Source organism: Burkholderia sp. D-99, assembly GCF_011605345.1.
Lineage (GTDB): Bacteria > Pseudomonadota > Gammaproteobacteria > Burkholderiales > Burkholderiaceae > Burkholderia.
In genome coordinates, this window is record NZ_JAAOXM010000002.1 from 706,000 (window position 1) to 724,111 (window position 18,112).

Here is an 18,112-nt window from a genome sequence, read left to right on the forward strand (position 1 = left end):
AGGACACGGCTCGCTCGCCGCTGCCGGATGCCTCGCGCCTGGTGTCTGATGCCTGGTGTCTGCTGCCGGAAGCCGGGGGCCTCGTGCCTGATGCCTGATGCCTGATGCCTGGTGCCTGGTGCCTGGTGCCTGGTGCCTGGTGCCTGGTGCCTGGTGCCTGGTGCCTGGTGCCTGATGCCTCGTGCCTCGTGCCTGATGCCTGATGCCTGATGCCTCGCGCCTGATGCCCGCCGCCGGATGCCCGCCACCCGCCGCCCAATCAGCGATCGATGCGCTGCTGGAATTGCGCGGGATAGCGCTCACCAACGATCGTGACCTGCTGCAGCGCGGTCTCGATCGCGGCGAGATCGTCAGCCGTCAGCACGACAGCGGCCGCGCCCACGTTCTCGTCGAGCCGGTGCAGCTTCGTCGTGCCCGGAATCGGCACGATCCACGGCTTGCGGGCCAGCAGCCAGGCCAGCGCGATCTGCGCGCGCGTCGCGCCTTTATCGGTCGCGATGCGGCCGAGCAGGTCGACGAGGCCCGCATTGGCCTTGCGGTTGTCCTCGGAAAAGCGCGGCACGAGGTTGCGAAAATCGTTCTCCGCAAACGTCGTGTTCGCATCGATCGCGCCGGTCAGGAAGCCTTTCCCGAGCGGGCTGAACGGCACGAAGCCGATCCCGAGCTCCTCGAGCGTCGGCAGGATCCGGGCCTCCGGCTCGCGCCACCACAGCGAATACTCGCTTTGCAGCGCGGCGACCGGCTGCACCGCATGAGCGCGGCGGATCGTCTGCTCACCGGCTTCCGACAGCCCGAAGTGCGCGACCTTGCCTTCGCGGATCAGGTCCTTGACCGTGCCGGCCACGTCTTCGATCGGCACGCTCGGATCGACGCGATGCTGGTAGAACAGGTCGATGCGATCGACCTTCAGCCGCTTCAGCGCCGCCTCGGCCACGTCGCGGATATGCGACGGCCGGCTGTCGACGCCCTTCATCGGCAGGCCGTCCTCGAAACCGAACTTGGTCGCGATCACGACCTGGTCGCGAAACGGCGCCAGCGCCTCGCCGACCAGTTCCTCGTTGGCGAACGGGCCATACGCTTCCGCCGTATCGAAGAACGTGACGCCGCGCTCGAACGCGGTGCGAATCAGCGCGATGCCGCTCGCCTTGTCGGTCGCGGGGCCGTAGCCGTAACTCAATCCCATGCAGCCAAGCCCGATTGCCGAGACTTCGAGGCCGCTCTTACCAAGCATGCGCTTTTGCATGACGCTCTCCTGCTGAAGATGAAAAAGTTCGACGGGATGCCGAGGAAGCCAGTGTAGGTTGATGGATACCGCTCAACAATCGGCGTACCATTTCACACGTTATTGAGGAATTTTCACAAATGCAGCGCACCGACATCGGCGAACTGACGAGCTTCATCACGATTGCGGAGCAGCGCAGTTTCAGCGGCGCGGCGCGCATCCTGGGCGTGTCGCCGTCGGCGCTGAGCCATACGATCCGCCACCTCGAAGCCCGCCTCGGCGTGCGACTGTTCAACCGCACGACGCGCTCGGTCGCGCTGACGGAGGCCGGCGAACAGCTGCTGGTGCGCGTGCGGCCCGCGGTGGCCGATCTCGAGGACGCGCTGAACGACGCCGCCACCGCCCGCAACCGCCCGTCAGGCCAGATCCGGATCAGCGCGTCGGAAGCCGCGTCGCGTCCGCTGATCCGGCATGTGCTGCCGGCCTTCGTCGCCCGCTACCCGGACATCCATGTCGAGTTCGTCGTCGATTCACGGCTGATCGACATCGTCGAACACGGCTTCGACGCCGGCATCCGCGTTCACGAGGACGTGCCGCGCGACATGATCGCGGTGCGCTTCGGCGGCCCGATGCGCTTCGTCGCGGTTGCATCGCCCGGCTACCTGTCGCGGCACGCGGCGCCGGAAAGCCCGCAGGACCTCACGCGCCACGCGTGCATCCGCTACCGCTTCGAAAGCGGCGCGCTCTATCGCTGGGACCTGATGCGCGACGGCAAGCGCGTGAGCATCGATGTCGACGGGCCGTTGACGCTCGGCAACCAGACGCTGATGATCGACGCGGCGCTGGCCGGCATCGGGATCGCGTGGGTCACGGAATCGCGCGTCGCCGAGCATCTGGCGTCGGGGCGACTGGTGCAGGTACTGCCCGAGTGGAGCCAGATGTTCGACAGCCTGTGCCTCTACTATCCGGCGAACCGGCATCCGCCGGCCGCGTTGCGGCTGTTCGTCGAGGCCGTGCGCGAGTGGGTGGCCACCGGGTGCGAAGCGGCGCCGGCCTGAGCGCACGCACAAACACAAGCGCACCGGAACATCATCGCGGCCGATGGCGTGTCGTGTCGTTGCCGTTGCCGGGCCGGGCCGGGCCGGGCCGGGCTGTGCGGTGCGGTGCGGTGCCGTTCGTACCGTACCGTGTCGTGCCGTGCCGTGCCGTGCCGTGTCGTGCCGTGTCGTGCCGTGTCGTGCCGTGTCGTGCCGTGTCGTGTCGTGTCGTGTCGTGTCGTGTCGTGTCGTGCCGTTTCGTGCGGTGTCGTGTCGTGCGGTGCGGTGCGGTGCCGTGTCGTGCGGTGCCGTTGCCGGGCCGGGCCGGGCCGGCCTGTGCGGTACCGCGCAACGCGGCGCACGCTTCCTGCCCGCCCGCTCAGCGCGTGGCGCGCATCCGGATGTTCGCGAACGGCAAGCCTTCGTCGTCCTCGTCGCGCCGCGAAATTTCCTCGAAGCCGAGCCGCGCGTAGAACGCGCATGCATCGCGATTGTCGGCATACACCTCGAGATCGAGCGCACCCTTGAGCGCGAGCGCATGCTCGACCAGCGCGCGGCCGATCCCGTGGCCGTGCATCGACGGCGCGACGAACAATCCGCCGATCGACGTATCGAGCAGGCCGATGAAGCCGACCGGTTCGCCGGCACGGCACGCGACCCAGGTTTCCGCGTCGGGCAGATAGACTTTTTCGACCAGCAAGCGCTGCTCGCGCAGCCGCGCCTCGCCCAGAAACGGATGCGCATGCAGCGACGCGTCGAACCAGATGGCCGACAGCGTGTGCAGGTCGGATGCCTCGTAGGCGCGAATCTCGATTGCCATGTCTTTGTATTGTTCAATTCGTCATGCGACGACGAACGCGCGCCGGCGCGTTCGTCGATGCGGTACGCCGCGTGTCACCGCAGGTTGGTTCTCGCCAGCTCGACGATCTCGTCGCCGCGCCCGCTGAGGATCGCGCGCAGCATGAACAGGCTGAAGCCCTTCGCATGCGCGAGTTCGATCTTCGGCGGCATCGCGAGTTCGTACTTCGACGTGACGACGTCGACGACGGCCGGCCCGTCATGCGCGAACGCCATGCGCAGCGCTTCTTCGACGTTCTCCGAGTGCTCGACGCGCACGCTGAAGATGCCCGCGCCCTTCGCGATCGCCGCGAAGTCGGTCGGGCTCAGGTCGACGTTCGTGTCCAGATAGCCGGCCGCCTTCAGCTCCATCGATACGAAGCCGAGCAGGCTGTTGTTGTACACGACGATCTTGATCGGCAGCTTGAGCTGGCGTGCGGTGAGCAAATCGCCGAGCAGCATCGACAGCCCGCCGTCGCCGGACAGCGACACCACCTGCCGCCCCGGATGCGCGCCCTGCGCGCCGAGCGCCTGCGGCATCGCATTCGCCATCGAGCCGTGATTGAACGAGCCGTGCAGTTGCCGCTTGCCGTTCATCGTCAGGTAGCGCGCCGCCCACAGCGTCGGCGTGCCGACGTCGGCCGTGAAGATCGCGTCTTCCGCCGCGACTTCGTCGACGATCTTCGTCAGGTATTGCGGATGGATCGCGCGGCCCGGCGGCTCGGCCACTGCGAGATCGTCGAGCCCCTTGCGGGCGGCCGCGTAGTGTTTCAGCGCATTCTCGAGGAAGCGCCGCTGCGTCTTGCGCGTCAGGCGCGGCAGCAGCGCCGCGATCGTTTCCTTCACGGTGCCGACAAGGCCGAGCGCGAGCGGCGCGCGATGGCCGAGCTGCGAGCCTTTCCAGTCGATCTGCGCGACCTTCGCGTTCGACGGATAGAACGGCCGGTACGGGAAATCCGTGCCGAGCATCAGCAGCGTGTCGCACGATTCCATCGCGTGATAGCCCGAGCTGAAGCCGATCAGCCCCGTCATTCCGACGTCGAACGGGTTGTCCCATTCGACGAACTGCTTGCCGCGCAGCGCATGGACGACCGGCGCGCCGAGCGCGTCGGCCAGCGCGACCACCTCGTCGTGCGCGCCTTGCGTGCCGCTGCCGCACAGCAGCGTGACCGCGTCCGACGCATTGAGCAGCGCGGCGAGCCGGTCGAGATCGGCATCGGCCGGCAGGATTGACGGCGGCGCCGCTTCGCTCCATGCAGGCGCTTCTTCCGGGCCGTCGCCGAGCGCGATGTCGCCCGGCAGCACGATCACCGCAACGCCGCGCTCGTCGATCGCGGTACGCATCGCGCGCGCAAGCACGCGCGGGAACTGCGACGCGTTCGTCACGAGCTCCGCGAAGTGGCTGCACTCGCGGAACAGTTCTTGCGGATGAGTTTCCTGGAAGTAGCCGAGCCCGATTTCGGTCGACGGGATGTGTGCGGCAATCGCGAGCACCGGCTGGTGATTGCGGTGGCAGTCGTAGAGACCGTTGATCAGGTGCAGGTTGCCGGGGCCGCAACTGCCCGCGCACACCGCGAGCCGCCCGGTCGACGCGGCATCCGCGCCGGCCGCGAACGCGGCGCTTTCCTCGTGACGCGTATGCATCCAGCGGATCGAGCCGATCTGGCCCAGGCTGAACGACAGGCCGTTCAGGCTGTCGCCCGTCACGCCCCAGATGCGCTCGACGCCCGCCGCCGCGAGCGTCTTCGCCAGGTATTCCGCCATCGTCTGTCTTGCCATGATGCCCTCGCTGATTGATGGATGGAGACACGCATGAACCCGCCCGGCGGAGGCCGATACCGCCGATACCGCCAACACGACGAGCATACGCGCCTGCCCCGCGCCGCGTCGCCACGATGCAGACGCGCCGACTGCCCTATGAGGCTCACGCGCGAGATTCGTTCGATCCGTTCCGGCAATGCAAGACGCCTGTCACGTCCCGGTCACCCATCCGTCATCGAACGGACAGGCGGGCAAGCTGGCTGAAAGGCGGCCCGGCAAACAACGCTGGCAAGCGCCGCGCTCAACTCCAGTCCGACGCGGCCTCGTCCGGATCGACCAGCGTCAACCCCGCCGCCGGCAGCGGCAGCGCGGTCTTGTAGCGCACCTGCTTCAACGCGAAGCTCGACCGGATGTTCGACACGCCGGGGATTGTCGTCAGCCGCTCGATGATGAAACGCTCGAGCGTGCGCATGTCGGGCATCACGACGCGCAGCAGATAGTCGGCGTCGCCCGACATCAGATAGCACTCCATCACCTCGGGCCGCTGCGAGATCGCTTCCTCGAAGCGCCGCAGCGCATCCTCGACCTGCTTCTCGAGGCTGACCTGGATGAACACGTTGATCCGCAGCCCGAGCGGCTCCGGATCGAGCAGCGTGACCTGCTGCCGGAACAGCCCGAGCTTCTCCAGCGCGCGCACGCGGTTGAAGCATGGCGTGGCCGACAGGTTCACCGCCCGCGCGAGTTCCGCGTTCGTGATCCGCGCGTTCTGCTGAAGCTGGTTCAGGATGCCGATGTCGATGCGGTCGAGCCGCCGCGGGTTTGAGCTCATGGTCGAAATATTCCGGAAGAGTGGCCACAACCGGAATATTTACACTATCGGCACGCAAAATCCCAATGAAATCAGACGCATATTTTGCAGATCGGCGGGTAGCATGATCCGACCGATTGCCACTGATGCGCGCCGCTCGAACCGGCGCGCGGGAGACCTGCGATGACGGACCTGTCGAACGGTATCGATGCCACGCGGCACGCGGGCGCGGCGCACGCCGACGCCGACCCTGAAGAAACCGCCGAATGGCTGGAGGCGCTCGACGCCGTCGTCGCGCACGTCGGCAAGGAGCGCGCGCAGTACCTGCTCGGCCGGCTCGCCGCGCATGCACACACCCGCGGGCTCGCGGCGCCGCGCGGCCCCGTCACGCCGTACCTGAACACGATCGCCGCGCACGAACAGCCGCCCTACCCGGGCGACGCCGATCTCGAGGAACGGCTGTCCGCCGCGCTGCGCTGGAACGCGCTCGCGATGGTCGTGCGCGCGAACCGTGCGTACGGCGAGCTCGGCGGCCACATCGCGAGCTACGCGTCGGCCTCCGACCTGTTCGAAGTCGGCTTCAACCACTTCTTCCGCGCGACGCCCGCCGGCGCGGGCCATGAAGGCGGCCCGGGCGGCGATCTCGTGTACTTCCAGCCACATTCGTCGCCGGGCGTCTATGCGCGTGCGTATCTCGAAGGCTTTCTCGGCGAAGGCCACCTCACGCACTATCGCCGTGAAATCGCCGGGCCCGGGCTGTGTTCGTATCCGCATCCGTGGCTGATGCCGGACTTCTGGCAGTTCCCGACCGGCTCGATGGGCATCGGCCCGATCAACGCGATCTACCAGGCGCGCTTCATGCGCTACCTGCAGCATCGCGGGCTCGCGAACACCGCCGGCCGCACCGTGTGGGGCTTTTTCGGCGACGGCGAGATGGACGAGCCCGAATCGCTCGGCGCGCTGTCGCTGGCCGCGCGCGAGGGGCTCGACAACCTCGTGTTCGTGATCAACTGCAACCTGCAGCGGCTCGACGGCCCGGTGCGCGGCAACGGCCGCGTGATCGACGAGCTGGAGGCGCTGTTCGCCGGTGCCGGCTGGAACACGATCAAGGTGCTGTGGGGGTCCGACTGGGATCCGCTGTTCGCACGCGATCACGCGGGCGCACTCGCGCGCGCGTTCGCCGATACCGTCGACGGCCAGTTCCAGACCTTCTCCGCGAACGACGGCGCATACAACCGCGCGCGCTTCTTCAGCCAGGACCCGGCGCTCGAGGCGCTCGCCGCGCAGCTCACCGACGCCGAAATCGACCGCTTGCGCCGCGGCGGCCACGATGCGCGCAAGCTGCACGCCGCGTATGCGCGCGCGCTCGCCCATCGCGGCCAGCCGACCGTGATCCTCGCGAAGACGATGAAGGGCTACGGGATGGGCACGGCCGGCCAGGGCCGGATGACGACCCATCAGCAGAAGAAGCTCGACGTCGACGATCTGAAGGCGTTCCGCGACCGCTTCCGGTTGCCGCTGTCGGACGGCGACGTCGAGCAGTTGAAGTTTTACAAGCCAGCGGAAGACAGCCCGGAAATGCGTTACCTGCATGCCCGCCGGGCTGCCCTGGGAGGCTATCTGCCCAGAAGGCGGATGGCGGCATCGAAGGGGCTGACCGTCCCTTCGATGCCGGCCTGGGGTGCGTTCGCGCTGGATGCGGCCGGCCGCGAGATGTCGACGACAATGGCGCTCGTGCGCATGCTCGCCGCGTTGATCAAGGATCGCGACATCGGCCCGCGCGTCGTGCCGATCGTGGCCGACGAAGCGCGCACGTTCGGCATGGCGAGCCTGTTCCGGCAGGTCGGCATCTACTCGCCGCTCGGCCAGCGCTACGAGCCGGAAGACCTCGGCTCGATGCTCTATTACCGCGAGGACACGCGCGGCCAGATCCTCGAGGAAGGCATCTCGGAAGCGGGCGCGATCTCGTCGTGGATCGCCGCCGCGACATCGTACAGCGTGCACGACCTGCCGATGCTGCCGTTCTACATCTACTACTCGATGTTCGGCTTCCAGCGCATCGGCGACCTGATCTGGGCCGCCGCCGACCAGCGCTCGCGCGGCTTCCTCGTCGGCGCGACGTCCGGGCGCACGACGCTCGGCGGCGAAGGGTTGCAGCACCAGGACGGCAGCAGCCATCTCGCGGCGTCGACGATTCCGAACTGCCGCGCGTACGATCCGGCATTCGCATACGAAGTCGCGACGATCGTCGATGCCGGCATGCGCGAGATGGTCGAGCAGCAGCGCGACGTGTTCTATTACGTGACCGTCATGAACGAGAACTACGCGCAGCCGTCGATGCCCGGCGACGATCCGGACGCGCGGCGTGCGGGCATCCTGAAAGGCATGCACCGGCTGCCGTCCGGTTCGAATGCGACCGCGCGCGTGCAGTTGCTCGGCGCGGGCGCGATCCTCGGCGAAGTGCTCGCTGCGCAGCGGATGCTGAAGGACGACTGGGGTATCGATGCGGCCGTCTGGAGCGTCACGAGCTTCAGCGAATTGCAGCGTGACGGGATGGAGGCCGAACGCCGCACGCGGCTTGGTGACGATGCCGACACAACGCCTTACGTAACCGCCGCGCTCGCCGCAACGCGCGGGCCCGTGATCGCCGCAACCGACTATGTACGCGCGGTGCCCGAGCTGATCCGCGCGTACGTGCCGCGCCGCTACGTGACGCTCGGCACCGACGGATTCGGTCGCAGCGACACGCGCGACGCGCTGCGCGCGTTCTTCGAGGTCGATCGCGCGAGCATCGTGATTGCTGCGTTGAAGGCGCTGGCCGATGGTGGCGAGCTCGACGCGGCGGTCGTCCGCACCGCGCGCGAGCGGCTCGGCAAGACGGCGCAGCCTGACGTGGCGCCGTGGCAGCGCTGACCGGACGGCACGATCGCGCGGCGGCCAACGATTGCTCGTCGCCCCGAACAATACGACTGGCCAGGTCGTGTTCACACTATCGAAGACATTCGACGATCGGGGCGAAGTAGACAATTCCGATCCGGCCTATCGCTCGTGCCGGGGAATCGCAGTCCGGTTTGCACCTCGAGCTCGTGCACGGTTGCAACACCGGAGTGGTTTGCCGACGAGCCGTTCGCAACGAACTCAAACGCGAGACGCCCGGATAACAAGCCGGCGCTCGCTTTTCTGCTTCGTACGCAACCCGAAGTGTCGAATGGCTCACCGCTTGTGTATCACCGAATCGAGCACGAAACAGGTTGTCATGTTTTGCACGCCGTCCAGCGCACTGATCGTCGCCCAGATCTCGCTGACGCGCTCGTGCGACGCTGCCTCGATCTGCACGAGCAGGTCGACCTCACCGCTCAGCACCGCGCAGTCGCGCACCTCGGCGATTCGCTCGAGCGCCGCGAGCACGTCGGCGCCGCGCATCCGGTCCTTGCGGTAGACCAGCATCACCGAGCGCACCGGTGCAGCATCGTCAGGCAACGCGAGCCGCACCGTATAGCCCACGATAATCTTCAGCGCTTCCAGCCTGTCGACCCGGTGGCGGACGGCCTGCCGCGACAGGCCGATCCGGTCGGCCAGCGCGGCAAGCGGAATCCGTGCATCGGCACACAGCGCGTCGATGATCTTCTGGTCGATGCCGTCTACTTTCATCGCGGCGTTCCTGCTCTGTCGGCACCGCGGGCATCCACCGCGCCCCGCAGCGCTGCAATGTGATCGGGACCGATCCCGCAGCATCCGCCGACGATCTGCGCACCGAGCGACATCCACTGTTCCGCCCATTGCGCATAGCCGTGCGGATCGAGATCGCCTCGCAGTCCGTGAAGCGCCTCGTTCGCCTGCGCATCGTCGCGCTGCGGTGGAAACGCATTCGCGTAAACACCGACCGGCAGCGTCGAGCCCGAGCGCGCGAGTACATTGCGCACCGTCTCGACCGCTGCGCCCATCACTTCGGGCTGACTGCAGTTGAACAACAGCGCAGCCGCGCGCGCCGACAACGCGGTGTCGACCGCCTCGTCGAGCGTCTGCCCCGACCGCAGCACCGGCCGCACCCCGCCGTCCATCTCGTCGCGCAGCGTAAACGACACCCACAGCGGCTTCGGATTCGCGCCGAGCGCGCGCCGGACCGCGCCGATCTCGCCGGTCAGACTCTGCGTCTCGGCCAGCCACAGGTCGACGTACGGATCGAGCCCGTCGACGAGTGTCGCCAAGATCGTGTCGGCGTGCGCCGCGTCGAACAGGTCGGGCCGGTACGAACCGCCCGTCGGCGGCAGAGAGCCCGCGACGCGCACTGGCCGCCCCGCGCGGCCGGCCGACTGCCGCGCGAGCTGCCCGGCGAGCGCCGCGAGCGTCGCGCCATCGCGACGAAACCGGTCTTCGCCGATATGAAACGGCACGATCGCATAGCTGTTCGCGGTGATGACGTCTGCGCCTGCCGCAATGAACGCGTCATGCGCGACACCGACATAGTGCGGTGCTTCCATCAGCGCAAGCGCCGACCATTCCGGCTGCCGGAACGGCGCGCCGATCCTGGCCAGTTCGCGCCCCATGCCGCCGTCGAGTACCGTGATGCCGTTCACTGTCCGTGCTCCTGCGATGCAGTCCGCGCGTGTTGGCCAAGGATCGATTCGCATTGGGTTTCGGCGTGGTCATACGCGGCCACCAGTGCCGCGTGAAAGCGCGCGTCATGTGGCGTCAGCGGTAGCCGGATGCCTTCGCGCACCTTGCTCATCCTCGCGAGCAGCCATTTCACCGGGATCGGATTCGCTTCGGTGAACAGCGCGCCGTGCAACTCGATCAGTGCACGCTGCAACGCGCGCACCGTGGCCGCGTCGCCGGCGAGCGCGGCGTCGCACAGCGCCGCCATTGCGCGCGGCATCACGTTCGCGGTCACCGAGATGTTGCCGCCACCGCCCATCAGCATCAGCAGAGGCGCTGTCGCGTCGTCGCCGCTATAGATCGTGAAGCCGGCCGGCGCCGCGCGCAACAAGCGCATCCCGCGCTCGAGATCGCCTGTCGCGTCCTTGATTCCGACGATGCCCGGCACGCGTGCGAGACGCAGCGCCGTGTCGTTGTCGAGATCTGCCACGGTACGGCCCGGCACGTTGTACAGAATGACCGGCAAATCGACCGCCTCGGCAATCCGCGTGAAATGCCGGAATAAGCCCTCCTGCGTCGGTTTGTTGTAATACGGCACCACCTGCAGCGACGCGTTCGCGCCGAGCGCCTTGGCACGCGCGGTCAGCTCGATCGCCTCGGCCGTCGAATTGGCGCCGCTGCCCGCGATCACCGGAATGCGGCCCGCCGCATGCTCGACACTGGCTGCGATCACGCGCAGATGCTCGTCGACAGAGAGGGTCGGCGATTCGCCGGTCGTGCCGACTGCGACGAGCGCTGCGGTGCCGCTCGCGACGTGCCAGTCGACAAGTGCGCGCAGCGCTGGAAGGTCGAGGCTGCCGTCGTCGTGCATCGGCGTGACGAGCGCGACGATGCTACCTCGGATCGGATGGGAAATTGGGTTCATGGTTCGTTGGGCGTGAGCCGGAAAGTCAGATACGTTCGAGGGCCTGCGCGATGTCCGCCTTCAGATCGTCGACATGCTCGATGCCGACCGAATAGCGGATGAAGTTGAGCGGAATGTCCGCCGCGCGCATCTGTTCCGCGGACATCGTGCCGGCCCACATCGACGCCGTGTGGATCGCGAGCGAATCGACGCCGCCGAGGTTGCCGGCGTTCAGCGGCACGCGCAGCGCCTCGACGAAACGCCGCGCGTCGTCGTAGCCGCCCCGCACGCCGAATGCGATCACGCCGCCGAAGCCGCGCATCTGCCGGCACGCGAGCGCGTGCTGCGGATGGCTGCGCAGGCCTGGATAGAACACGCGTTCGATCTTCGGCTGCTCTTCGAGGAATTCGGCGAGCACCAGCGCATTCGCATTGATCCGCTCGACGCGCAGCGGCAGCGTGCGCAAACCGCGCAGCAGCAACCACGCGTCCATCGGCGACAGCACCGAGCCGAGCGTGATGTGCGTATGCCAGATCTGCTCGGCGAGCACGCGGCTCGTGCAGATCACGCCGCCGGTGAGGTCGTGATGGCCGCCCAGGTATTTGGTTGCGCTGTGTACGACGATGTCGACGCCTAGCCGGTGCGGTTGCTGGTTGACCGGCGACGCGAACGTGTTGTCCGCGAGCGTCAGGATGCCGCGCGCCCGCGCGATCTCCGTCACAGCGGCGATATCGGTCACGAACAGCAGCGGATTGACCGGCGTCTCGAGCACGATCAGCCGCGTGTTCGGACGGATCGCGCGGTCGAACCCGGCGACGTCGGCCTGGTCGACGAACGTTACGTCCACGCCGAACTTGCGCAGCATGTCGTCGAGCATCTTCGTCGTGCTCATGTAGTGACGCGTCTGGCCGATCACGTGATCGCCGGCCTTCACGACGCTGAGAATCGCCGTCGTAATCGCGCCCATCCCGGAGGCCGTGACGAGCGCGGTCTCCGTGCCTTCGAGCTCGGCCATGATCGCCTTCACGCGCTCATGGACGGGGTTGCCGTAGCGCGTGTAGTTGCGCGGGTGCTGCGGCACGCTCGACATCTCCGCGAATTCATCGCTGCCGGCGGCCTTGAACACGGCCGAATAGTGAATGGCGGGCGCGACCGTCTTCTCGTCGGTCACTTCGCGGTCGGCGGCGAGCGCCAGCGTTTCAAGCTTGTATCCCATGTCGTCCTCGGATCGTTCGATGCGTTGGGTCCATCCCGCGCCGCTATGCGCGCACGCGGCCCAGATGCGGGTTCAGCGAGCCTTCCACGTGTCTCAGCACGGCCGACAGCACCGCCGTGATGCCGACGTACACGATGCCGGCGAGCATCAGCGCGTCGGTCGTATAGGTTTCGATCGAAATGCGCCGCGCGACTCCCGTCAGGTCGAGCACGGTGATCGTGCTCGCGAGCGCGGTCGACTTGAGCTGCAGCACGATCTCGTTACCAAGCGTCGGCGCGACGATGCCGATGGCGCGCGGCACGACCACGTACCAGGTCAGCATGAAGCGGCTCATCCCGAACGCGAGTGCGGCCTCCTTTTCGCCGGCAGGCACACCGGCGATCCCGCCACGGATGTCTTCCGCCATGTAGGCGGCCAGATTGAGCGTCAGCGCGCACAACGCGCACGAAAACGAGCCGCCGACCAGCAGCCACAGCGGCGACGCGCGCACGACCGAAAACTGCGCGAGCCCGTAATACAGCACGAAGATCTGCACGAGCAGCGGCGTGCCGCGGAACACCGACATGAAGAGGCCGCTCGGCATGGCCAGCCAGCGGCTCTCCGAGCTGCGCGCGACGGCGAGCGGCACCGCGAGCGCGAATGCGAGCGCGCACGACAGCACCAGCAGCTGCAGCGTCATCCACACGCCGCGCGCGATGTCCGGGCCGGACTGGCCGAGCAGGAAAAGAAAGTCGTTCATGGCAAGGCCTGTTCAGGTGCGTTTCGCGTAGCCGCGACCCGCGATGCGTTCGAGCCACGCGAACGCGGGGTTGGAAACGGCGAGAAAGCCAAAGTAGACGAGGCCGACCGCCATGTAGAAGACGAACGGCTGCTTGGTGAACTGCGCGGCGATGTTGGCCTTGCGCAGCATGTCCTCGAGCCCGACGATCGACACGAGCGAGGTGTCCTTCAGCAGGTTCTGCCACATGTTGTTCAGGCTCGGCAGGCAGATTCGCCACGCCTGCGGCAGGCGGACGAACCACAGCGTCTGCAGGCGCGTCATCCCGTACGCGCGCGCCGCCTCGATCTGCCCGGCCGACACCGCGAGGAACGCGCCGCGGAACATCTCCGACGAATAGGCACCGAACACCAGCGCGAGCGCGATCACGCCGGCCGAGAACGGGCTGACCGTGATCGCGCCGTCGAAATGCGTGTTCAGCATCCGTGACAGCCCGAAGTAGCAGATCAGCAGGATCAGGAATTCGGGAATGCCGCGCAGGAAATTGGTCACCGCGTAGGTCGCGCCGCTCAGCCAGCGCACGCTCGACAGCTTCGCCGACGCACCGGCGATGCCGAGCAGCATGCCAAGGCCAAGCGCAGCCACCGCAAGCTCCAGCGTAACGAGCGCGCCCGCCGCAATCTGGGCGCCGTAGTTCACCAACATGTCCATCGTGGTATCGCTCCTTGTGAGGCGCGGACCGTGCGCGCGATGCCGCCCGGCGGCCGCACGATCCGGATGCGCGGTTATTGCGGTGCGATGCTGAACGGGAAATAGCGCTTGTTGGCGGCCGAGAACGTGCCGTCGGCCTGCACCTGCGCGATGCCCTTGTCGAACTGCGTCTTCAGCGGCGCGTCGCCCTTGCGCACGGCAATCGCCGTGCCGTCGCCGAAGATCTCCGCGTCGGTGATCGGCTTGCCGACGAAGTCGAAGCCCTCCTTCTTGCCCGCCTTTTCCAGCCAGTCGTAGGCCACCGTGTTGTCCGCGAGCACGGCGTCGACGCGGCCGGCCTCGAGATCGAGCCACGCCTCGTCGAGGGTCTGGTAGACCTTCACGCTAACGCCCGACTTGCTCGCCGGCAGTCGTCGGCGCAGATAGGATTCGTGCGTCGACGCGGTCTGCACGCCGATCGTCTTGCCGCGCAGCGCGGCCGGGTTGTCGGTGATGCCCGAACCCTGCTTCGCGACGAACTGCACGGGCGCCGTCGTGAACACGCGCGTGAAATCGACCGACTGTTCACGTTCCGGCGTCTTCGACATTTGTGCGAGCACCGCATCGATCTGCTTCGCCTTCAGCGCTGGAATCAACGCATCGAAGTCCATCGTCACCCACTGGCACTTGACCTTCATCGCGTCGCACATCTTCTTGCCGATGTCGATCTCCATGCCCTGCAGCTTGCCGGACGCGTCCTTGTATTCGAACGGCGCGTAATCGGCGAGCGTGCCGACCCGGACGACCTGTTCGGCATGCGCGACAGATCCGAGCAAGGCCGCGCCCACGCACAGCGACTGAAGCAGTTTCTTCATGATTTCCCCTCCGGTTGGCAATGGGTCCGCATCAGATGATGCTGGACAGAAACTTCTGGAAACGCGGCGATTTCTGATTCGCGAACACTTCGTCTGGACTGCCGTCCTCTTCGATCCGCCCCTGGTGGACGAACACGACGCGGTTCGCGACCTCGCGCGCAAAGCCCATCTCGTGCGTAACGACCAGCATCGTGCGACCCTCGTCTGCGAGCGAGCGCATCACCTTCAGCACTTCGCCGACGAGCTCGGGATCGAGCGCCGACGTCGGCTCGTCGAACAGCATCACCTCGGGATCGGTCGCAAGCGCGCGCGCGATCGCGACGCGCTGCTGCTGGCCGCCCGACAACTGGTTCGGGTAGTGCTCGCACTTGCCCGCGAGCCCGACGCGTTCGAGCATCGCGATCGCCTTGTCGCGCGCCTCGCGCTTCGGCACGCCGAGCACGCGCACCGGTACGAACATCACGTTCTGCAGCACCGTCATGTGCGCCCACAGGTTGAACTGCTGGAACACCATCGCAAGCTTGCGGCGCACGAGCATCACCTGCTTCGGATCGGCGGCGACGAGCGCGCCGTCCCGGCCCGTCGGCTTCAGTGCGAGCGTCTCGCCGTTCACGCGAATCCGGCCGCGGTCGGGCGTTTCCAGCAGGTTGATACACCTGAGGAACGTGCTCTTGCCCGATCCGCTGCTGCCGAGGATCGACACGACCTCATGATTTCTCGCGGTCAGCGAGATGCCTTTGAGCACCTCGACGCCGCCGAACGATTTGTGAATATCCTCGACCACCAGCACGTCGGCCGCTGGCTTGCATGCAGGAATTGCTGCTGGCATTCCCGACTCCTTAATCGATACGTTGCACACCGCCCCGGTCCGCGAGGTGCCGGCGCCTCACGCGCCGGCACCTCGCGTCAGCTCGACAGCATCCGGTTGCGCCTGAAGCAGACCACCTTCGGCTGCGTCATTTCCGTCATCGCGAACCGCACGCCTTCGCGGCCCAGCGACCCGTACTTGAATCCGCCGAACGGCATGCCATCGAAACGGTAGTCGGACGAATCGTTGATCATCACGCCGCCCGCCTGCAGGCGCTCCGCTGCCCCAAGCGCGTTCTCCAGCCGACTCGTGAACACACCCGCGTGCAGCATGCTTTCGGATGCGTTCGCGGCGTCGAGCGCCTGCTGCAGGTCGGTGAACTTCGTGATCGTCACGACCGGCGCGAACACTTCGTCGGTCCACACGCGCGCGTCGCATGGCACGTCGACGAGCACCGTCGGCTCGACCAGCGCGCCGCGCCGGCGATGGCCGGTCAGCACCGTCGCGCCGCCCGCCACCGCTTCGTCGATCCAGCGTTCGATCCGCATCGCCTGTTCCTCGCCGATCATGGGCCCCATGTCCGTCGCGTCGTCGAGCGGATCGCCGACGACCATCTTGCGGGTCAGCTCGACGAAGTAGCGAACGAACGGCTCATACGCGGCCTCGGCGACAAAGATCCGCTGCGTGCCGATGCAGTTCTGGCCCGCGGCCCAGAACGCGCCCGACACACACGATTCGGCGGCGTCCTTCAGGTCGCAGTCGGCCATCACGATCACGGGTGCGTTGCCGCCGAGATCCATCGCAATCTTCTTGAGCCCTGCGTCGCGCGTGATCGCCTCGCCGGTTGCCGGGCCGCCCGTGAACGTCACCATCCGGATCCGCCGGTCGCGAACCAGCGCGGACGCGATCTCCGCGCTGCCGTGCACGATCTGCAGCGCGTCGCGCGGCACACCCGCCTCCCACAGGATTTCGACGAGCGCCTGCGCGGACAGCGGCGCGAGCAGCGACGGTTTCAGGATCGCCGCATTGCCGGTCGCGATCGCCGGCCCGAGCTTGTGCGCGACGAGGTTCAGCGGATCGTTGAACGGCGTGATCGCAAGAATCACGCCGAGCGGCTCCAGCGTGTAGTACCCGCTGCGGTCCTCGGATCCCGGATACGCATCGAACGGGATCGTCTCGCCGACCAGGCGTTTCGCCTCCTCGCCGGACAGGCGCAGCGTGTTCACGCAGCGCTCGACCTCCTTGCGCGCCTGCCGCAGTGGCTTGCCCGCTTCGAGCGCGATCGTGCGCGCGAGATTCTCCGCGCACGCCTCGACGCGTGCCGCCGCGCGAGACAGGATCTCGGCGCGCCGGCTGCGCGGCAACGCCGCGGCCGCGCTTGCACCCGCGAGCGAGCGCTCGACGAGCGCCGGTGCCGCCTCGACCGGTGACAGGCGGACCGTGCCGACAACGGCCCCGTCATAAGGCGACCGGACGTCGGCCACGCCGGCCGTCGCGAGATCGCCGATCACTGCATCGCGCGCGGTCATGCGAGCACCTCCGGTGCGGCGGCACCGATGCGCTCGCCCAGTTCGATCAGGTCCGACAGGATCGCGAACGCGGTCTCCTCGCGGCCCGCACCGGGCCCGCTGATCGTCACGCCGCCGAGCACGTCAGTGTCGAACGTGATCGCATTCGTCACGCCGCTCGCGGCGCGCAGCGGATGGTCGGCCGGCAGCTTGCGCGGCTCGACGCTCGCAGTCACCGTGCCGTCCGGATGACGGAGCGCCGAACCGATCAGCCGCCACGACATCCCGTCGGCCGCCGCGGCACGCACGTCGTCCTCGGTCAGCTCGACGATTCCGCGGCAGGTCACGTCGCCGCGCTCGAGGCCCGCGTTCCACAGCGTGTTCGCGAGAATGACGACCTTGAGCTGCACGTCCGAGCCGTTGACGTCGGCGGCGGGATTCGCTTCCGCGTAGCCGCGCTGCTGCGCGTCCCGGATCGCCGCGTCGAAGCTCGCGCCGCCCTCGATCTGGCCGAGCACGAAGTTCGACGTGCCGTTGAGAATGCCGGCGAAGCCGTTCACGTCGCAGCCGCGCAGCGTCGTCGCGAGCTGGCGCAGCACGGGCGTGCCGCTCATCACCGTGCCTTCGTACTTGAGGCACACGCGCGACTGCGCAGCGACCCGCGACAGCGCCTGCTGTGCGAGCGCGATCGGCCCCTTGTTGGTGGTAATCACGTGCTTGCCGCATTCGAGCGCGGTGCGGCAATGCGACAGCGCCGGTTCGCCCGTGTTCGGATCGGTGAAGGTCGCTTCGACGACGACATCGACGTGCTCCGACGCAATCGCCTTCAGGATTGCGCCGAGATCGACGTCGGGCGACACCAGCGTGCCGGGATCGCGGTGCAACGCTTTGGCATCGACGCCGCGCCGTGCGGTTTCGTCGAGTACGTCCAGTGCGATGCCACGAGGATTCGTCGCGATCCCGAGCCGCAGATCCGCGACCATCGTGACCGATACGTCGAGCCCCGCGGCCGACAGCATCGCGCGCTTCTTCTTGAGCAGCTCGACCAGTCCTTGATTGACGCCGCCGAAGCCGACCAGTGCCAACTTGAGTTCCATTTCGATCATCTCCTGTTCAGTAAATTCAGGAAACA

Annotated in this window: 16 protein-coding genes; 2 read left to right on the forward strand and 14 right to left on the reverse strand. The window is 67.3% G+C overall.

Annotated features, from left to right (window positions below):
- Positions 1 to 259: 259 nt before the first annotated feature.
- Complete coding sequence (locus HAV18_RS10350; protein ID WP_166955278.1) at positions 260 to 1,243, reverse strand: aldo/keto reductase; 984 nt, start codon at positions 1,241 to 1,243, stop codon at positions 260 to 262.
- A 119-nt stretch (positions 1,244 to 1,362) separates the two neighbouring features.
- Between HAV18_RS10350 and HAV18_RS10355 the strand changes: the two genes are divergently transcribed.
- Entirely contained in the window at positions 1,363 to 2,280 is a 918-nt protein-coding gene (locus HAV18_RS10355; protein ID WP_166955280.1) for a LysR family transcriptional regulator, read from the forward strand.
- A 358-nt stretch (positions 2,281 to 2,638) separates the two neighbouring features.
- Here the strand turns inward: HAV18_RS10355 and HAV18_RS10360 are convergent, their stop codons facing one another.
- The 3 genes from HAV18_RS10360 to HAV18_RS10370 form a co-directional block, all read right to left on the reverse strand.
- On the reverse strand, positions 2,639 to 3,079 hold the full coding sequence (locus HAV18_RS10360) for a GNAT family N-acetyltransferase (RefSeq protein WP_166955281.1): 441 nt from the start codon (positions 3,077 to 3,079) through the stop codon (positions 2,639 to 2,641).
- Between the two features lie 74 nt (positions 3,080 to 3,153).
- Positions 3,154 to 4,875, reverse strand: a complete 1,722-nt coding sequence (gene poxB, locus HAV18_RS10365; protein ID WP_166955282.1) for a ubiquinone-dependent pyruvate dehydrogenase — start codon at positions 4,873 to 4,875, stop codon at positions 3,154 to 3,156.
- A gap of 283 nt (positions 4,876 to 5,158) precedes the next feature.
- Positions 5,159 to 5,686 carry an Lrp/AsnC family transcriptional regulator gene (locus HAV18_RS10370; RefSeq protein WP_166955283.1) on the reverse strand — a complete coding sequence of 176 codons (528 nt, stop codon included), beginning with the start codon at positions 5,684 to 5,686 and terminating at the stop codon, positions 5,159 to 5,161.
- A 162-nt stretch (positions 5,687 to 5,848) separates the two neighbouring features.
- On the opposite strand from HAV18_RS10370, the gene mdeB reads away from it, so the two are divergent.
- Positions 5,849 to 8,578, forward strand: a complete 2,730-nt coding sequence (gene mdeB, locus HAV18_RS10375; protein WP_166955284.1) for an alpha-ketoglutarate dehydrogenase — start codon at positions 5,849 to 5,851, stop codon at positions 8,576 to 8,578.
- 300 nt (positions 8,579 to 8,878) lie between these two features.
- On the opposite strand, the gene HAV18_RS10380 is transcribed toward mdeB, so the two are convergent.
- The 10 genes from HAV18_RS10380 to HAV18_RS10425 form a co-directional block, all read right to left on the reverse strand.
- Positions 8,879 to 9,316, reverse strand: a complete 438-nt coding sequence (locus tag HAV18_RS10380; RefSeq protein ID WP_166955285.1) for an Lrp/AsnC family transcriptional regulator — start codon at positions 9,314 to 9,316, stop codon at positions 8,879 to 8,881.
- The gene (locus tag HAV18_RS10385; RefSeq protein WP_347814744.1) at positions 9,313 to 10,242 is read right to left on the reverse strand and encodes a homocysteine S-methyltransferase family protein; all 930 of its coding nucleotides are present in this window, start codon (positions 10,240 to 10,242) and stop codon (positions 9,313 to 9,315) included. The genes HAV18_RS10380 and HAV18_RS10385 overlap by 4 nt, the downstream gene beginning before the upstream one ends.
- Positions 10,239 to 11,186 carry a 4-hydroxy-tetrahydrodipicolinate synthase gene (gene dapA, locus HAV18_RS10390; protein WP_166955287.1) on the reverse strand — a complete coding sequence of 316 codons (948 nt, stop codon included), beginning with the start codon at positions 11,184 to 11,186 and terminating at the stop codon, positions 10,239 to 10,241. The genes HAV18_RS10385 and dapA overlap by 4 nt, the downstream gene beginning before the upstream one ends.
- Before the next feature lie 25 nt (positions 11,187 to 11,211).
- The gene (locus tag HAV18_RS10395; RefSeq protein ID WP_166955288.1) at positions 11,212 to 12,381 is read right to left on the reverse strand and encodes a PLP-dependent aspartate aminotransferase family protein; all 1,170 of its coding nucleotides are present in this window, start codon (positions 12,379 to 12,381) and stop codon (positions 11,212 to 11,214) included.
- A 43-nt stretch (positions 12,382 to 12,424) separates the two neighbouring features.
- Positions 12,425 to 13,120: an ABC transporter permease gene (locus tag HAV18_RS10400; RefSeq protein WP_166955289.1), complete on the reverse strand. Its 696-nt coding sequence runs from the start codon at positions 13,118 to 13,120 to the stop codon at positions 12,425 to 12,427.
- Positions 13,121 to 13,132: 12 nt separating this feature from the next.
- Positions 13,133 to 13,810 (reverse strand): ABC transporter permease, encoded by a 678-nt coding sequence (locus HAV18_RS10405; protein WP_166955290.1) that lies wholly within the window; start codon positions 13,808 to 13,810, stop codon positions 13,133 to 13,135.
- A 74-nt stretch (positions 13,811 to 13,884) separates the two neighbouring features.
- Positions 13,885 to 14,664 (reverse strand): transporter substrate-binding domain-containing protein, encoded by a 780-nt coding sequence (locus tag HAV18_RS10410; protein WP_166955292.1) that lies wholly within the window; start codon positions 14,662 to 14,664, stop codon positions 13,885 to 13,887.
- Positions 14,665 to 14,695: 31 nt separating this feature from the next.
- Positions 14,696 to 15,493 (reverse strand): ABC transporter ATP-binding protein, encoded by a 798-nt coding sequence (locus tag HAV18_RS10415; protein WP_166955293.1) that lies wholly within the window; start codon positions 15,491 to 15,493, stop codon positions 14,696 to 14,698.
- 77 nt (positions 15,494 to 15,570) lie between these two features.
- The gene (locus HAV18_RS10420; protein WP_166955294.1) at positions 15,571 to 17,001 is read right to left on the reverse strand and encodes an aldehyde dehydrogenase family protein; all 1,431 of its coding nucleotides are present in this window, start codon (positions 16,999 to 17,001) and stop codon (positions 15,571 to 15,573) included.
- Positions 16,998 to 18,077 (reverse strand): homoserine dehydrogenase, encoded by a 1,080-nt coding sequence (locus HAV18_RS10425; RefSeq protein WP_166955295.1) that lies wholly within the window; start codon positions 18,075 to 18,077, stop codon positions 16,998 to 17,000. Before HAV18_RS10425 ends, HAV18_RS10420 begins: the two co-directional genes overlap by 4 nt.
- Between the last annotated feature and the right edge of the window lie 35 nt (positions 18,078 to 18,112).

What these genes read in the sequence shown, in the direction of transcription:
- HAV18_RS10350 (WP_166955278.1), bottom strand. Translation starts at nt 1,243, where the DNA reads ATGCAAAAGCGCATGCTTGGTAAGAGCGGCCTCGAAGTCTCGGCAATC.
- HAV18_RS10355 (WP_166955280.1), top strand. Translation starts at nt 1,363, where the DNA reads ATGCAGCGCACCGACATCGGCGAACTGACGAGCTTCATCACGATTGCG.
- HAV18_RS10360 (WP_166955281.1), bottom strand. Translation starts at nt 3,079, where the DNA reads ATGGCAATCGAGATTCGCGCCTACGAGGCATCCGACCTGCACACGCTG.
- poxB (WP_166955282.1), bottom strand. Translation starts at nt 4,875, where the DNA reads ATGGCAAGACAGACGATGGCGGAATACCTGGCGAAGACGCTCGCGGCG.
- HAV18_RS10370 (WP_166955283.1), bottom strand. Translation starts at nt 5,686, where the DNA reads ATGAGCTCAAACCCGCGGCGGCTCGACCGCATCGACATCGGCATCCTG.
- mdeB (WP_166955284.1), top strand. Translation starts at nt 5,849, where the DNA reads ATGACGGACCTGTCGAACGGTATCGATGCCACGCGGCACGCGGGCGCG.
- HAV18_RS10380 (WP_166955285.1), bottom strand. Translation starts at nt 9,316, where the DNA reads ATGAAAGTAGACGGCATCGACCAGAAGATCATCGACGCGCTGTGTGCC.
- dapA (WP_166955287.1), bottom strand. Translation starts at nt 11,186, where the DNA reads ATGAACCCAATTTCCCATCCGATCCGAGGTAGCATCGTCGCGCTCGTC.
- HAV18_RS10395 (WP_166955288.1), bottom strand. Translation starts at nt 12,381, where the DNA reads ATGGGATACAAGCTTGAAACGCTGGCGCTCGCCGCCGACCGCGAAGTG.
- HAV18_RS10400 (WP_166955289.1), bottom strand. Translation starts at nt 13,120, where the DNA reads ATGAACGACTTTCTTTTCCTGCTCGGCCAGTCCGGCCCGGACATCGCG.
- HAV18_RS10405 (WP_166955290.1), bottom strand. Translation starts at nt 13,810, where the DNA reads ATGGACATGTTGGTGAACTACGGCGCCCAGATTGCGGCGGGCGCGCTC.
- HAV18_RS10410 (WP_166955292.1), bottom strand. Translation starts at nt 14,664, where the DNA reads ATGAAGAAACTGCTTCAGTCGCTGTGCGTGGGCGCGGCCTTGCTCGGA.
- HAV18_RS10415 (WP_166955293.1), bottom strand. Translation starts at nt 15,493, where the DNA reads ATGCCAGCAGCAATTCCTGCATGCAAGCCAGCGGCCGACGTGCTGGTG.
- HAV18_RS10420 (WP_166955294.1), bottom strand. Translation starts at nt 17,001, where the DNA reads ATGACCGCGCGCGATGCAGTGATCGGCGATCTCGCGACGGCCGGCGTG.
- HAV18_RS10425 (WP_166955295.1), bottom strand. Translation starts at nt 18,077, where the DNA reads ATGGAACTCAAGTTGGCACTGGTCGGCTTCGGCGGCGTCAATCAAGGA.